We start from the raw sequence: 15,924 nt of genomic DNA, 5'->3' as shown, positions 1-15,924 counted from the left end.
TCATGGCATGATGTACATCATTTCAGAAAACAGCACATTTCAATAATTTTGCACATCAAGATATGTATTGACGTTATTTTTCCAAAAATGAATGCCATAATTCATCGGCACTTTATTTTTTGCAGAGGCATGTAAGTTGAATAATTTAATACGGCAACCATGAAAATTCTTAAAAATAGTATAGTATTTTCCCTGCTCCTTTTAGTATCATCCAGTCTTACCGCTCAAGATATGATGGCTAAAAGCTGGGAATTGGATCAGAACCACACCTCGGTCAATTTCGGAGTCAAACACTTTTTTAATACTGTGAACGGCATTTTTCAAAAAAAGGAAGGAACCTTTCATTTTGATCCTAAAGATTTACCGAATAGTAAGTTTACATTTAAAATACCCGTGGCCAGCATTGATACGAATATTGAAAAACGAGACAAACATTTAACCTCCAGTGATTTCTTTGACGCAGAATCATTTCCTTATATCACTTTTACTTCAACTAAAATCAACCACCTTTCAGGCAATGATTATCAAGTGGTAGGTGATTTAACAATCAAAGATGTTACGAAATCCGTATCCATCCCTTTTAAAATTACTGGGGAAATGGAAAATCCCATGATGAAAGGAACTACTATTTTGGGCCTAGCGTTTGAAACTAAATTGAAAAGGACAGATTTTGGAGTAGGTAAAGGAAATTGGGCCATGACCATGGTGGTGGGAGATGAAGTGAATGTGGAGATCAATATGGAACTGAACAGAAAGATATAATTACTTTTTGCCAGTTTATGCTAAACTCGCGAAAATGTAAGGATGGGCTGCGCCCTTCCTGCAAAGCTCCGCTTTGAAAACCAGCTAACAGACGCACTACGCCTATCCCCATAAAAAAAGAAAACCGAACTGGGATCAGAATCAGGATTGGCTGTGCCCTTCCTGCAAAGCTCCGCTTTGAAAACCAGCAAGTAGGCACACAATGGTTATCCTCAAATTAAAGCGAAAATCCAAAAGGGATAAAAAACAGGATTGGCTGCGCCCTTCCTGCAAAGCTCCGCTTTGAAAACCACAAAAAGATTTGCTTCGCTTTACTTCAAAAAAGAAGCGAGCTTCATTTTTGAAGCTCGCTTGCACATCCACTTTTTTGTGGTTTATTCGTGACCTCGACAGGATTCAAACCTGTAACCCTCAGAGCCGAAATCTGATGCGCTATTCAGTTGCGCCACGAGGCCAATAATACTTTACAAATTTACGAAAGTTTTCTTTTTACAATGTTGGAAATTGTTTTTCCATCTGCCTGTCCGGCAAGTTCCTGGGAAACGATACCCATAACCTTCCCCATGTCCTTCATTCCTGAAGCCCCAACAGATTCTATGGTCTGCACCACTACTTTCTCTATTTCTTCCTCGGTCAGTTGTTCCGGTAAAAAACGTTCTATAACTGCAGCTTGTGCCAATTCCGGTTCTGCCAAGTCGGCCCTACCTTGTTCGGTATAGATGGCTGCACTATCCTTACGTTGCTTAACAAGCTTTTGCACCAACTTCACTTCCTCGTCTTCTGATAGTCCAGCACCAGCCCCTGTTTCAGTCTGTGCCATCAACAAAGCCGATTTAATGGCCCTGAGCGATTCCAATGCAACAGTATCCTTGGCTTTCATAGCCGTTTTCATTTCTTCCATTACGCGTTGTTGCAAGCTCATATCCAATTATTTTAGATGAGCGAAGATAAAAAATAAACCCGAAAACAACTTGTATTTTCGGGTTTAAACTTTTCTAAAAAATTAAAGAAATTGCAATTCCCTTAATCCACGTTATCATGTAGGAATGAATTATTTGAACGCATTTGGATCTCATCATTGCTATCCTCGCTAAGAGAAGTTCTAGAGACCTTATTTTCCCTGGAAGCCTCGTTCAAGTTCACCCCTTGCCTCTTATAGGCAGGCTGTTTTTCGATCTCGTCGATCCTATTCATGCTGTTTTGAAACTTATAATTGAAATCCTTTAATTTTCTTCTGCGCTCATCAGCCCTTGATTTCAACAATTCTTCCAAAGGGGTGTCCATTGGATTGATCTCTTTGGTCTCATCCATAGGAGAATCCTCCTCTCTTTGAACAGTCTTCTTTTCAAAAACCAATTCGTCCTCAATTATTTTTGGTTCAAACTTTTCAGCCTTGGATTTGGCACCTGTCAGTTTTTGCTCCAATTCCATATAATCATCCAAGCTGTATCTTTTCTCACCGTTCTTGTTGTATTCTAATACAGGAACAACCTCGATATGATCCCTGACATCCATTTCCCTGACCTCGTCCAAGTTAAAGGTAATGGTGTGCTCCTTTTCCTCTTCCTCGTCTGAACTTCTTTTTGACTGGCTCAAGGGCATATCAAAACTCAAGGTAAACTGATCCTCTTCCTGCCTTTTGGAGGAAACATATACTGGTTCTACAACCTCAATATCGCTAAGACTGTCCTTGGAATCGATCACAATAAAATCATTCTCAACATTCTCTGCGATAACCTCTTCGTAAAAGACATTGAAATTTTTGAGATAACTTGTCGTTGGTATCAAATCCATTTCTCTTACAGGAGCTTTTGCCTGTACTTCATCTTCTTCCTCTACTTCTTCTATCAATTGATGTTTAACGACCAGCTCGGGTGTTGGAGTTGCCTCTTCCTCTTCATCCAATTCCAATTTGTGCACGACATTACGTGAAGATAGCATCAAATCCTGTTCGGCTTTTTGCTCATCTTCCAATGTATGTATAATCTTCTTGGATTCCGTATTCACTATATTATCCTGCTGGTCTATATTAAAACCCGTGGCTATTACTGTTACTGCGATGGCCTCTCCCAAACTTTCGTCCTCACCTACACCCATAATGATATTGGCACCATGACCGGCCTCTATTTGGATATGGTCGTTGATTTCCCCTATCTCATCTATGGTAATTTCCTGTGACCCAGAAACGATGAGCAACAGCACGTTTTTAGCTCCAGTAATCTTGTTGTCGTTCAATAATGGTGAATCCAAGGCCTTCATGATTGCCTCATGGGCCCTTGATGATCCGGATGCCGCAGCAGATCCCATAATGGCAGTACCACTATTGGACAATACGGTCTTGGCATCACGTAAATCTATGTTTTGAGTATAGTGATGGGTAATAACTTCCGCAATTCCTCTCGCAGCTGTTGCCAACACTTCATCCGCTTTGGAAAATCCGGCCTTAAAGCCCAAATTACCGTAAACTTCCCTAAGCTTATTGTTATTGATTACAATTAATGAATCTACATTTCTACGCAGTTTTTCCATTCCCACATGGGCCTGCTCACAACGCATTTTTCCTTCAAATTGGAAGGGTATGGTTACGATACCGACCGTTAGGATATCCAATTCCTTGGCTTGCTTGGCAATGACAGGGGCAGCTCCAGTACCTGTTCCCCCACCCATACCTGCAGTAATGAATACCATTTTTGTATTGGTACCCAACATGGTTTTAATGTCCTCCATGCTCTCAATGGCGGCCTGTTCTCCAACTTCAGGATTTGCACCAGCGCCCAATCCTTCTGTTAGGGAGACCCCAAGTTGTATTTTATTCGGAACCGGACTATTGTCCAACGCCTGTGAATCTGTATTGCATATCACAAAATCCACTCCGTTGATCCCGGCCTGGAACATGTGATTTATGGCATTGCTGCCACCCCCACCTACACCTATGACTTTTATCACATTGCTTTGATTCTTGGGCAAATCAAAAGCTATACTTTCAAATTCAGTGTTCTTGCTCATTCTTTTTGTATTACTGGTTATACGATATGTGTTCTCTATCTAATGCCCTATTCCGCATTATCCAAGAAGTCTTTCAACTTTTCGGACCATTTGTCAAATATGGATTTTCTTTCTCTCAATGTCTTTGGTTGCTCCGTAGTGGCCTGTCCGTTACCTTCATCATAAATAACTTCGGTGTCCACTTCATCGTGGGACTCTTCAATGGCTTTGACCTTTGCTTTGGTATTGATGGCATTCATCAATAGTCCTACCGCCGTGGCATACAAAGGGCTAGCTATTTCCTCATCGGAATCACCTGCCAAATGTTCATTTGGATATCCAATTCTGGTATCCATCCCTGTTATATATTCTACCAATTGTTTCAAATGTTTCAACTGGCTTCCTCCACCCGTTAAAACTATTCCCGCAATCAGTTTTTTCTTTTGATCTTCATGACCGTAGTTCTGAATCTCCACATAAACCTGCTCTATGATCTCCACAACCCTTGCATGGATGATCTTGGAAAGGTTTTTAAGGGTGATCTCCTTAGGCTCCCTTCCCCTTAATCCAGGGATGGAAACGATCTCATTATCCTTGTTCTCTCCAGGCCAGGCCGATCCAAATTTTATTTTTAGCAGTTCTGCCTGTTTTTCTATGATGGAACATCCTTCCTTGATATCCTCGGTAATTACATTGCCCCCAAAAGGGATTACCGCGGTATGCCTGATGATCCCATCTTTAAAAATGGCCAAATCCGTGGTACCTCCTCCTATGTCTATCAGGGCTACCCCTGCTTCCTTTTCTTCCTGACTCAAAACTGCATTTGCCGATGCCAGCGGCTCCAGGGTAATACTTCCCAGATCCAAACCAGCACTTTTAATACATCTTCCCACGTTCTTAATGGAAGATACCTGACCTACCACTACGTGAAAATTGGCCTCCAGCCTTCCTCCATACATCCCAATAGGCTGTTTGATTTCGGCCTGGCCATCAACCTTATACTCTTGCGGCAATACATGGATGATCTCTTCTCCCGGTAACATGACCAATTTGTATACCTGGTTGCACAGTTTGTCCAAATCATCATCATTGATCACCTCCTCAGAATCCACCCTAGTGATGTAATCGCTATGTTGTAAACTTCTGATATGTTGCCCCGCAATGCCCACCACAACGGAACCAATCTTTAAACCCGAATTAGCTTCGGCTTGTTCAATGGCCTGTTGGATAGACTTTATGGTTTGTGTAATGTTATTGACCACACCACGATGTACCCCAAGACTCTTGGATCTTCCGATGCCTAGAATCTCAATCTTACCGTACTCGTTCTCCTTCCCTATAATGGCCACTATCTTGGTGGTCCCAATATCCAATCCAACCGAATAACTACCTTGTTCCATACCCTAAATTTTGGTGCACACTACTTGATTATTATACTCTAAACTCACTAAATCATAATGATTCAATGTCTTGTCCTTTGTGGCCTTGTTATAAAAAGCCATGAAGTTGTTGAACTTTTCCTTTAAATTCTCAACACCTCCCAAATTCACCACAAAGTTTTCCATACGAAACTTTAACTGAAAATCCCCATCAGCACCCACATGGATACCGATGATATTTTTTCTTAGAAAATTATCCGTATTGATATATTCGAGGATTACGTATATATCTTCCAAACTTTTTCCAGTGATGTTGCCCGTTATAATGGGCACCCTTGCAGAATGAATTTTAGAGAAGGGCATGCGCCTTCCTTCATCATCCACATAATACTTTTTAAACCCCTCAACTCTTCCGATTGGCTTTCGCTGTATGATTTTCGACGTAAGTTTCCCATCTACAGTAAGATACACTTGGGCATTTTTCACCATTTCATCGGTCTCAATTACCTTCTCTATGGTATTCAAAACTAATTTTTCTTTGGGCACGTTTTTAAGGTTCCCGTATTTTTGTATTAACAATTTATTAACCATCTCATGAGTGGTGTACAAATTTTCATCTCCCAAAAACTGTAAATCAATATCATTAACAGTTTTTACACTGCTCCTATGGTTAGAAAACGCGTAAAGACACATCACTAAAACCAGCAACAGCATCAATTTCAGATAGTTCCAATTAATTTTCATGAGCGAATTCTTTTTCTATTTTTACAACCTCTAAACCTATATCACCGGCACCCATGGTCACCAGAACTTCTGGGGCTTGTTTTTTAATCTCTGCGATCAATCCCGATTTTGCAATCAGTTTTTTCTTTGGATTGTTTATTTTCTGCAACAACCACTCCGATGTTACCCCTTCAATTGGTTTTTCCCTTGCAGGATAAATATCCAATAAGAGCACGCTGTCGAATTTTTCCAAACTCTTGGCAAAATCATCTATAAAATCCCTCGTCCTTGAAAACAGGTGAGGCTGAAAAATCGCCAATACTTTTTTATTGGGATGCATTTCTTCAATTGCCTCATATACTGCATTGATTTCAGTAGGATGATGGGCATAATCATCAATAAATACAAAATCATCCCTTCGCAAACGATAGGAGAATCGTCTTTGCACCCCTTTAAACGTTCCCATGGCATCCACCAAGCCCTGTTTTGGAGCATCAGTCTGTAAGGCCATCGCAAATGCCACTAAACCGTTTAGCAAATTGTGCTTCCCCGGCTTACTGAACCTGACCCCCTTAAAAGTTTCTTCCGGCGTAACCAGATCAAAAAGATAGGCCCCGTTTTCTATTTTAAGGTTCTCGATACAATAATCCGAACCATCGGCTATTCCATACGTTATCCCCTCCAAAGGCAGACCGTTGCGAACAAAGAGTTTTCCATCGGTTTTTAACCTCCCGGCAAAATCGTTAAAGGACTGAACCAAAGCCTCACTTGTACCATAAATATCGAGATGGTCCGCATCCATCGAGGTCACACATGCTATATTAGGGGTAAGCTGCAGGAAAGACCTATCAAACTCATCGGCCTCCACAACAGATACCTCAGTCCCCTCTAATAAAAAATTACTGTTGAAATCTTCGGAAATACCACCTAAGAACGCTGTGATTGGCATCCCTGCCTCCTTTAGCAGGTGCGCCAGTATACTGGACGTTGTGGTTTTTCCATGGGTACCGGCAACGGCCAAACAAAAGCTGTGGTTAGTAACCAATCCTAGGACGGCCGACCTCTTATATACCTCAAACCCTCGATTTACAAAATACTGGTACTCTGTATGATCCATTGGTACCGCTGGAGTATAAACCACCAAGGTTCCTATTGGATTTTTATAATGTTCGGGGACTAGGTCCATATTATCCTCATAATGGATTTCCATCCCGCCCTCAACCAATTCCTTGGTCAATGGACTCTCGGTTTTATCATAACCCCCTACATTCTTTCCAATAAATTTGAAATAACGGGCCAAGGCAGACATTCCTATGCCTCCGATTCCTATAAAATAAACGCTATGTAGATCTTTAATGTTCATTAATATCCTCTATAGTGCATTATTTGTTTATTATCTTTTCTATCTCATCAACGATATGCTTGGTAGCATTCGGCATTGCCAATTTCTTTATATTGGCACTTAATTCCCCTTGACGCTCCCTAGAATTGAAAATCTCCTTAAAAACTACCTCAAAGTGCGTATCCAATTCCCTCTCTTTCACCATGACAGCAGCATTTTCTGAAATCAAGGCCTGTGCGTTCTTTGTTTGATGGTCTTCCGCAACATTGGGCGACGGAATAAAAATAACCGGCTTCCCCACGATGCACAATTCAGAAACTGAACCGGCACCTGCCCGTGATATAATCATATCTGCAGCCCCATAGGCAAAATTCATATCGTTCAAAAAGTCGTACACCTTTACCGTATCCGAACCATGTTTCTTGTACTCTTCATAATAGAGCTTACCGCACTGCCATACCAATTGCAGCCCTAGGGCCTGAAAAAAGGATAGTTTCTCTGCTACCAATTGGTTGATCCTTCTTGCCCCTAAACTTCCGCCCAAAATCACTAAAACCGGCTTGGAAGCGTCCAATCCAAAAAATTCAACCGAAGCCTGCTTATCAACAACCGCCTTTATTAAATCACTGCGTACCGGATTTCCTGTCTTCACAATTTTATCGGAAGGAAAAAATTTATCCATCCCATCATAGGCAACACATATTTTTTCCACTTTTTTAGCCAGCATCTTATTGGTGACCCCGGCATAAGAATTTTGTTCCTGCAACACGCATGGTATCCCTTGGTTCGAAGCTATTTTTAAAAGTGGACCACTGGCGAAGCCTCCGGTACCGATAACTACCTGAGGTTTAAATTTTGTCACTATGCTACGAGCTTCTATCAAACTACTTATCAATTTTACTGGAAACATTAAATTTTTAAGGGTCAGTTTCCGCTGTAACCCACTAATCCACAATCCTTTTATTTTATACCCAGCCTGAGGAACTTTTTCCATTTCCATTCTATCCTTGGCCCCTACAAACAGAATATCGGCATTGGGATACCTCAATTTCAATTCGTTGGCTATGGCTATGGCCGGATATATATGTCCGCCTGTTCCTCCCCCGGAAAGTATAAATCTATAGTTGTCCACTTAGCACTTCTAAAGGGTTCGTATCATCCAATTCCGAGGCATTTTCCTCTTCTTCCATATTTTTATTACTTGCACTCAATACGATGCCTATTGCAAGACAGGTCATCCAGATTGAGGTACCACCACTACTTATCAAGGGCAAGGTCTGCCCGGTTACCGGAAATAATTCTACTGCCACAGCCATATTGATCAGGGCTTGGAAAACAATGGGCAAACCAACACCAACCACCAGCAACTTGCTAAAAACGCTGGAGCTTCCATTGGCAACCACCACTATTCTAAACAGCAACAACAGATAAAAAAACATTATGGCGAAACCCCCAATAAGTCCGTATTCCTCCACAATAATGGCATAGATAAAATCCGAAGAGCTCTGCGGCAAAAAGTTCTTCATGACACTCTTTCCCGCACCGCTACCCACAATACCACCGGTAGCGATAGCTATTTTGGCCTTTTCAATCTGGTAATCTGCCTCCGTATCCGCTGGATCCCAAAAGCTTTCCACTCTACTGATCCAAGTATCCACCCTATTGGGAAATACATCTGGAACGGCCTTGGCCAACAATACGAACAGGGTGAGCAGCAAAATTCCCGCACCTATTATCCCCATTAAATATCGGATAGGATACCCCCCCATAAAACACAGTAACAATACCATAAAAAAGATAATGGCAGCTGTGGAAAAGTTAGCGGGAAGGATCAGTATCAACACCAAAAAAACTGGCAGCCACAAGGGCAGGATGCTCTCCTTAAAACTTATAATTTTATCCTTAATTTTTGTAAGGTACCTAGCGACATAGATCATTAAAACCACGGACGCCAAAGTAGAAGTTTGGAATGTAAAACCAACCAAGGGAAGGCGAATCCAACGACTTGCATTGGCACCATCTATAGTTGTTCCCTGAGCCAAAGTGTATGCCAACAACAACAAAACTATAGGCATGGCAATGAGAGATAGACCTTTAAAAAAGTGAGTCGGTATTTTATGAACGCCATAAATGACACCAAATCCCAGAATCAACAGCATCGCATGTTTCAACAAATGCCCCACTGTTGTCCCATTACCTACCACATATACCAAATTACTACTGGCACTGTAAACAGGTAAAAAAGAAAATAGGGCCAAGAGGGCTACAACCCCCCATATGGCCTTATCTCCTTTGATATTTTTAAAAAAATCTACCACACTATAGGTTTTTTACAGCTTCTTTAAATTGATCTCCCCTGTCTTCGTAATTTTTAAATAGGTCAAAACTGGCACAGGCCGGGGACAATAATACGGTGTCACCTCGTTCAGCAATTTTATAAGCCACCTTTATGGCTTCTTCCATTGAAAAAGTCTCCACCATTAAATCCACTACATTGCCAAATGCATCCTTTATTTTTGAATTATCCAATCCCAAACACACTATGGCCTTTACCTTTTCCCTGACCATTGGCATTAAGGATTTATAATCGTTCCCTTTATCCAACCCACCTACAATCCAAACGGTAGGGGTTTTCATACTGTCCAATGCATAATACGTTGCATTTACATTGGTAGCTTTGGAATCATTGATGTACTGCACATGATGGATCTTCAATACTTTTTCCAATCTATGGGCGGCGCCTTGAAAATTTTGGACACTTTCTCGGATTGTCTGTTTTCTAATCTGCACCAACTTGGCTGCAGTTGATGCTGCCATAGTGTTTTTAAGGTTGTGCTTGCCTTCTAAAGCCAAAGTGTCTTGCTCCATCTCCATTGTGTTATTTTGAGTTGTAATCTGTATTTTATTATTTTTTATATATGCGCCTTCCGTAAATTCTTTCTCCAGGGAAAAGGGAATCAACTTGGATGATATTTTGTGTTGTTCCAAATAATCCATTATTACTTCATCATCAGCATCGTAAATAAGGTAATCCTCATCGGTTTGATTTTGTACTATCTTAAATTTGGAAGCGATATAATTTTCAAACTTATAATCATATCGATCCAAATGGTCGGGAGATATATTGGTTATGATCGCGATATGTGGCTTAAATTCCACAATGCCATCCAATTGAAAACTACTTATCTCCAACACGTAATAGTCATAATCCTGTTCTGCAACCATTTTCGCAAAACTGTCGCCAATATTACCGGCCATTCCCACGTTCAATCCACCATTTTTTAACAAATGATTCACCAACATGGTAGTCGTGGTCTTCCCATTGCTCCCTGTTATTCCAATAATAGTAGCTTCGGTATATCTCGAAGCGAACTCTATTTCGGAAATAACGGGGATGTTCATTTCCCTAAGTTTAACCACCAAGGAAACCGTATCTGGTATTCCAGGGCTCTTCATAACCACATCGGCAATCAATATTTTAGCCTCTGTATGTCTTTCCTCCTCCCAATCTACTCCTAGATTTTCGAGAGCATTTTTATATTTTTCCTTAATTTTCCCTCCATCGGACACAAAGACATCATAGCCCATTTTCTTGCCCAAAATGGCAGTTCCAACACCACTTTCTCCCCCGCCTAAAATGACCAATCTCTCCATTAGCGAACTTTTAAGGTTACGATACAAACAATTGCCAAGAGAATTCCTATAATCCAGAACCTGGTCACAATCTTACTTTCGTGATAGCCCCTTTTTTGGTAATGATGATGAAGTGGCGCCATTAGAAACACACGCCGGCCTTCACCAAATTTTTTCTTGGTGTACTTAAAATATCCTACTTGTAGCATTACTGAAATTGACTCAGCAAAGAAGATTCCACACAACACAGGAATCAAGAGTTCTTTTCTTACGATAATGGCTATAACAGCAATTATCCCCCCAATGGTAAGGCTACCCGTATCTCCCATAAATACCTGGGCAGGAAAGGCATTGTACCATAAGAACCCAACCAGAGCCCCTAAAAAGGCGGCTATAAATACCACCAATTCCCCTGCTCTTGGTATGAACATGATATCCAGATAGTCCGAAAAAATGATATTACCGGAAACGAAAGCAAAAATACCCAGGGTAAAGACAATTATCGCCGAGGTTCCCGCGGCCAAACCATCTATACCATCGGTTAAATTTGCGCCATTGGATACCGCTGTTACTATGATGATAATGATTGGAATAAAGATCAGCCACGCATAAGGTTGCAGGCCTTCTCCGGCCCAAGTGATAAAAACACTATAATCGAGCTCATTATTCTTAAAAAAAGGAACCGTGGTTTTCGTGGATTTTATTTCATCGCCAGATTGGGCAACTACCGTATAACTTTGTGTTATTAAAGTTCTGTTTGCTTCTTTCATGGTCACCTGGGGGTGAAAATAAAGGGTTGAACCCACGATTAGGCCCAACACCACTTGCCCCATTATTTTAAACCTCCCTTTTAACCCCTCTTTGTCCTTCTTGAAAATTTTTATGTAGTCATCCACAAATCCAATAATCCCCATCCAAATGGTGGTGACAATCAAAAGGATGATATAAATATTGTCCAACTTGGCAAACAACAGCACTGGAATCAACGTAGCTATTATAATTATTAGCCCTCCCATGGTTGGGGTACCAGCTTTTTGTTTCTGACCGTCAAGTCCCAAATCTCTTACAGTTTCTCCAATCTGCTTGCGCTGTAAAAAAAGTATGATACGCTTTCCGTAGGCTGTAGCTATGATCAAAGAGAACAACACCGCAATCGCTGCACGGAACGTTATAAATTGGAACAGTCCCGCCCCAGGGATTTGGTAATGTTTTTCTAAATATTCAAAAAGGTAGTATAACATATCTCTTTTCTATTTTCCTCTTTCCAAATGAAAATGGAAATGCTACTTATTTAACATCGTTAATAATTCCTTCACTTTTTTATAATCATCAAAATCTACCCGCACCCCATTGGTCTCCTGGTAGGTCTCATGGCCTTTTCCCGCTATGAGGATGATATCATTGGCCTCTGCCAATTGACAAGCTGTTTTAATTGCCTGCTCCCTATTTTCAATAGCAAGTACCTTGCGTACATTTTGCGCCTCTACCCCTTCTTCCATATCCTTAATAATCTGTGCAGGAGATTCTGTACGTGGATTATCCGAAGTGAAAATGGCCTGATTGCTAAATTCTGTAGCGATATGACCCATAACCGGACGTTTAGACTTGTCTCTGTCACCACCGCACCCCACTACGGTAATGACTTTTTCATTTCCAGTCCTCAATGCATTTATCGTAATAAGTACATTTTTTAGTGCGTCCGGCGTATGGGCATAATCGACTATTGCTGTAATTTTTTCTTTGGATATAAAATATTGGAATCTGCCATCTACATTTTCCAGTTCACTCAGCAACCTTAATATCTCCAGTTTTTCCAATCCCAAAAGATCGGCAGTGGAATAAATAGCTAACATATTGTAAGCGTTAAAATCCCCTATCAACCTAGACCAGACCTCATCCCCATCAATCTTTAACAATTGACCATGGAATTGGTTCTCTAAGATCTGGGCCCTGTAATCTGCGTAAGATTTTAAGGCATAGGTGAATTTTCTGGCTTTTGTGTTCTGCAGCATCACCAATCCGTTTTTGTCATCGATATTGGTGAGGGCAAAAGCTGATTTAGGTAACTTATCAAAAAGTATTTTTTTGGTATCCCTATATTCTGCAAAGGTCTTGTGATAGTCTAAATGGTCATGAGACAAATTGGTGAAAATGGCCCCTGCAAATACTAGTCCCTCTGTTCTTTTTTGATGAATTCCATGGGAGCTCACCTCCATAAAACAATACTCGACTCCCACCTCGTTCATTAAATGCAAGTGATAATTAATGGTCAAGGCATCTGGAGTCGTATGGCTGGTAGCATAAACATTGTCATCTACCATGATTTTTATAGTGGAGATCAAGCCCACTTTAAAACCTGCCTTTTTAAACAACTGATACAAAAGACTACTGATAGTGGTTTTACCATTGGTACCAGTTATCCCTATCAATTTCAAATTTTTGGACGGGTTTCCGTAATAGTTTGAAGCCATGATTGCCAAGGCTTTATTCCCATTATCAACCTCTACATAGACTACCCCGTTCACCATTACACTGGGAAGTTCTTCACAGATAATTGCTTTGGCGCCAGCTGCAACTACATGTTCTATATATTTATGACCATCTGTGACAGTCCCTTTAATGGCGACAAAAACATCATCCAATCCTACCTTTCTGGAATCAAAAACAATAGCATTGACCATAACATTGGTGCTTCCGCTAACAGCGGATAGGCTAACCCCATACAATATGTCTTTTAACAACATCATGAAAGTTCCAATATTATTTTTTTGACCTTGTTCAGATCCGTTCCCTGGGAGATGGACTGACTTCTTACCTTACCATTACCCTTCACCTCTACTTCTATTCCTAAATTTTCCAAAAGGGCCACGGCATCCATACCGCTCATCCCTTGAACATTTGGAAGTATCTTATAATCCTGTTGTGCTTTTGCGTAGTATTGCTCGTAGTTTTTTTCCAACTGCACCGCTTCAGGTCGCATATCCTCAATCTCATCTGTCAATGGATTGGTTGCGTAAATTTTTTGGGCAATGGACTTAAATACCGGACCGGAAACATCTGCCCCATAGTATCCTACGCTTTTATCGGGCTCATGAATAACGACGATGCAGGAGTACTTTGGGTTATCTGCAGGAAAATAACCAGCGAAAGTAGAAATGTACTTTAACTTGTTAGGATCCTTGGACACATAATCTTTTTGACAAGTACCTGTTTTTCCTGCCATGGAAAAATTAGGAGAGTACAAGCCATGGCCAGTTCCGTAATCCTTTTCTACAACATCCTTTAAAAGTTGCTGCACCTTGTTCACCGTCTCTTGAGAGCAAATAGAAGGATTGATAACCTCTTTCTCAAATTTCAGTATGGTCTTGTCCCATTCCCTAACCTCTTTGATCAATCTGGGTTTTACCATTTCACCATCATTGGCAATGGCATTATAGAAAGAAAGTGTCTGCAAGGGGGTCAGGGCAACCTCATATCCATGAGACATCCATGCCAAAGAAATTCCGGACCAACCTTTGTCCCCAGGATATCTTATCACAGGGGTGCCTTCTCCATTAATAGGCAGTCCCAACTCTTTGTGGAGATCCATGTTCATTAGTCTATTGACAAATTTTCCCGGATTATCCTTATAGTTATTATGGATGATTTTGGCAAAAGCAGTATTGGAGGAAAGCTCAAATGCCTTAGCTACGGATATTTTGCCGTAACCTCCCCATTTAGAATCCCTAACAGTTCTATCATAAACCCGCCATTGTCCCTTTTCAGTATCAATAACCGTACTTGTATCCACTACCTTATCCTCCAAGGCTGCCACCAACGACATTAATTTAAAGGTTGACCCAGGTTCGTGGGATTCTCCTACGGCATAATTTAAACGCTCATAATAATTCCCATCACCGGTAATGCCCAAATTGGAAATGGCCTTAATTTCTCCGGTCTTGGTCTCCATTACAATAACACAACCATGATCTGCCTTGTATTTTTCTAACTGTCCCAAAAGGGCATGATGTGCTATGTCCTGAATATTGATATCAATGGTAGATATAACATCGTACCCATCCTGAGGCTCCACGATATTATCAAATCCTATGGGCTTCCATTGCCCTTTGGCAATTTTCTGCTTTAATCTCTTTCCTTCAACGCCCCTTAAATATTCTCCAAAGGCCCCTTCTAGACCTACACGGGTGTAATAACCGTTTTCATCTACCCTTTCATAACCAACACTTCGTTCTGCCATTTTTCCCAGGGGGTGCTCACGCACCGTCTTTTGTTCTACAATGAGTCCACCTTTATATGGACCTTTGTTGAACAACGGAAACTCCTTCACCTTTATGTAATCTGAATAATCAAGATTGCGGGCTATCAATTTATACCTATTCTTATTGGCCTTTGCCTTACGGAACAACTGCTGATAATAAGAAGAAGGCTTATTGAACGTTTTGGATAATGCGTCCGACAATGGCTTTACATTCTCTTCAAAATCCTTGTCGCTTACAGTTTCTGCATCAAAACGTATGGAATACCTGGAAACAGAGGTCGCCAACAAACTCCCATCATCAGAATACAAATTGCCCCTATTAGGGGCAATGGTAAACATCTTTTCTGTCCTATCCATGGCGAGCTTTCGGTACTTGTCCCCGTCCACCATCTGGATGCTGACCAGCTTTACCAAAACGGCAATAGCGAACAGGAATAGAAATCCCACCACTATATACAATCGGGTCAATATGTTTTTTTCCGTCGTAGCCACTATTCTTTAGACTTAACTATTATTCTATTTGGTGGGGTTTCAGATGGATACAATCCATCCTCTGCCAAGGCTCCCATGATGGCAGACTCCAGTTTCAACCCTTGCAGGTCCGAGCGCACATCCACGAATTCACTCCTCAACTCCCTTACCTGTTCATTTAAATTTGCAATGCGATGCACCTTACTATCAGCACTATGCGAACTCGCAATCATTACGGTAGCCAAAAAAGAGGCGAAAATGATAAAAAGCCAATTCTTGGGAGCATCCCCGCTCACCAAAAACTTACCTTTTAAAATATCCAAAATTCCTTTTCTCATATCGTATTATATACTGGGACAATTAGCCCAAAC

At 41.0% G+C, this 15,924-nt stretch carries 13 protein-coding genes and 1 tRNA gene; 1 reads left to right on the top strand and 13 read right to left on the bottom strand.

The genetic code is table 11. From position 1 onward, the window contains the following. Positions 1-159: 159 nt before the first annotated feature. Positions 160-762, top strand: a complete 603-nt coding sequence (locus SB49_RS15475) for a YceI family protein (RefSeq protein WP_062058508.1) — start codon at positions 160-162, stop codon at positions 760-762. Positions 763-1,143: 381 nt separating this feature from the next. On the opposite strand, the gene SB49_RS15470 is transcribed toward SB49_RS15475, so the two are convergent. The 13 genes from SB49_RS15470 to SB49_RS15410 form a co-directional block, all read right to left on the bottom strand. Next, positions 1,144-1,217: transfer RNA gene (locus SB49_RS15470), tRNA-Arg, on the bottom strand. Between the two features lie 17 nt (positions 1,218-1,234). Continuing rightward, positions 1,235-1,684 carry a GatB/YqeY domain-containing protein gene (locus tag SB49_RS15465; protein ID WP_062058504.1) on the bottom strand — a complete coding sequence of 150 codons (450 nt, stop codon included), beginning with the start codon at positions 1,682-1,684 and terminating at the stop codon, positions 1,235-1,237. 101 nt (positions 1,685-1,785) lie between these two features. Beyond that, positions 1,786-3,768, bottom strand: a complete 1,983-nt coding sequence (gene ftsZ, locus SB49_RS15460; protein WP_062058502.1) for a cell division protein FtsZ — start codon at positions 3,766-3,768, stop codon at positions 1,786-1,788. A gap of 47 nt (positions 3,769-3,815) precedes the next feature. Next, entirely contained in the window at positions 3,816-5,147 is a 1,332-nt protein-coding gene (ftsA, locus tag SB49_RS15455; protein ID WP_062058499.1) for a cell division protein FtsA, read from the bottom strand. Positions 5,148-5,150: 3 nt separating this feature from the next. Then, on the bottom strand, positions 5,151-5,870 hold the full coding sequence (locus tag SB49_RS15450; RefSeq protein WP_062058497.1) for a cell division protein FtsQ/DivIB: 720 nt from the start codon (positions 5,868-5,870) through the stop codon (positions 5,151-5,153). Then, positions 5,860-7,212, bottom strand: a complete 1,353-nt coding sequence (gene murC / locus SB49_RS15445; RefSeq protein ID WP_062058494.1) for a UDP-N-acetylmuramate--L-alanine ligase — start codon at positions 7,210-7,212, stop codon at positions 5,860-5,862. The genes SB49_RS15450 and murC overlap by 11 nt, the downstream gene beginning before the upstream one ends. Positions 7,213-7,231: 19 nt before the next feature. Then, complete coding sequence (gene murG / locus SB49_RS15440) at positions 7,232-8,323, bottom strand: undecaprenyldiphospho-muramoylpentapeptide beta-N-acetylglucosaminyltransferase (protein WP_062058491.1); 1,092 nt, start codon at positions 8,321-8,323, stop codon at positions 7,232-7,234. Next, positions 8,310-9,509: an FtsW/RodA/SpoVE family cell cycle protein gene (locus tag SB49_RS15435; protein ID WP_062058488.1), complete on the bottom strand. Its 1,200-nt coding sequence runs from the start codon at positions 9,507-9,509 to the stop codon at positions 8,310-8,312. Before SB49_RS15435 ends, murG begins: the two co-directional genes overlap by 14 nt. Position 9,510: 1 nt before the next feature. Beyond that, complete coding sequence (gene murD, locus SB49_RS15430) at positions 9,511-10,845, bottom strand: UDP-N-acetylmuramoyl-L-alanine--D-glutamate ligase (RefSeq protein WP_062058485.1); 1,335 nt, start codon at positions 10,843-10,845, stop codon at positions 9,511-9,513. Then, a complete protein-coding gene (gene mraY / locus SB49_RS15425) occupies positions 10,845-12,065 on the bottom strand; it encodes a phospho-N-acetylmuramoyl-pentapeptide-transferase (protein WP_062058482.1) in 1,221 nt (406 codons plus the stop codon). The genes murD and mraY overlap by 1 nt, the downstream gene beginning before the upstream one ends. A 42-nt stretch (positions 12,066-12,107) precedes the next feature. Then, the gene (locus tag SB49_RS15420; protein WP_062058478.1) at positions 12,108-13,571 is read right to left on the bottom strand and encodes a UDP-N-acetylmuramoyl-L-alanyl-D-glutamate--2,6-diaminopimelate ligase; all 1,464 of its coding nucleotides are present in this window, start codon (positions 13,569-13,571) and stop codon (positions 12,108-12,110) included. Then, positions 13,568-15,574 (bottom strand): penicillin-binding protein, encoded by a 2,007-nt coding sequence (locus tag SB49_RS15415; protein WP_062058475.1) that lies wholly within the window; start codon positions 15,572-15,574, stop codon positions 13,568-13,570. The genes SB49_RS15420 and SB49_RS15415 overlap by 4 nt, the downstream gene beginning before the upstream one ends. Beyond that, positions 15,574-15,891 carry an FtsL-like putative cell division protein gene (locus tag SB49_RS15410; RefSeq protein WP_062058472.1) on the bottom strand — a complete coding sequence of 106 codons (318 nt, stop codon included), beginning with the start codon at positions 15,889-15,891 and terminating at the stop codon, positions 15,574-15,576. The genes SB49_RS15415 and SB49_RS15410 overlap by 1 nt, the downstream gene beginning before the upstream one ends. Positions 15,892-15,924: the final 33 nt, after the last annotated feature.

Origin of the sequence: Sediminicola sp. YIK13, from assembly GCF_001430825.1 — a bacterium.
Taxonomy (GTDB): Bacteria; Bacteroidota; Bacteroidia; order Flavobacteriales; family Flavobacteriaceae; genus Sediminicola.
The sequence above is the reverse complement of the archived record's forward strand: the minus strand, read 5'-3'. Positions and strand labels throughout refer to the sequence as shown.

Bases quoted from the DNA above. Each gene is read 5' to 3' on its own strand.
- murD (WP_062058485.1), bottom strand. From the start codon at position 10,845: ATGGAGAGATTGGTCATTTTAGGCGGGGGAGAAAGTGGTGTTGGAACT.
- murC (WP_062058494.1), bottom strand. From the start codon at position 7,212: ATGAACATTAAAGATCTACATAGCGTTTATTTTATAGGAATCGGAGGC.
- SB49_RS15410 (WP_062058472.1), bottom strand. From the start codon at position 15,891: ATGAGAAAAGGAATTTTGGATATTTTAAAAGGTAAGTTTTTGGTGAGC.
- ftsZ (WP_062058502.1), bottom strand. From the start codon at position 3,768: ATGAGCAAGAACACTGAATTTGAAAGTATAGCTTTTGATTTGCCCAAG.
- SB49_RS15450 (WP_062058497.1), bottom strand. From the start codon at position 5,870: ATGAAAATTAATTGGAACTATCTGAAATTGATGCTGTTGCTGGTTTTA.
- SB49_RS15475 (WP_062058508.1), top strand. From the start codon at position 160: ATGAAAATTCTTAAAAATAGTATAGTATTTTCCCTGCTCCTTTTAGTA.
- SB49_RS15465 (WP_062058504.1), bottom strand. From the start codon at position 1,684: ATGAGCTTGCAACAACGCGTAATGGAAGAAATGAAAACGGCTATGAAA.
- SB49_RS15420 (WP_062058478.1), bottom strand. From the start codon at position 13,571: ATGATGTTGTTAAAAGACATATTGTATGGGGTTAGCCTATCCGCTGTT.
- mraY (WP_062058482.1), bottom strand. From the start codon at position 12,065: ATGTTATACTACCTTTTTGAATATTTAGAAAAACATTACCAAATCCCT.
- ftsA (WP_062058499.1), bottom strand. From the start codon at position 5,147: ATGGAACAAGGTAGTTATTCGGTTGGATTGGATATTGGGACCACCAAG.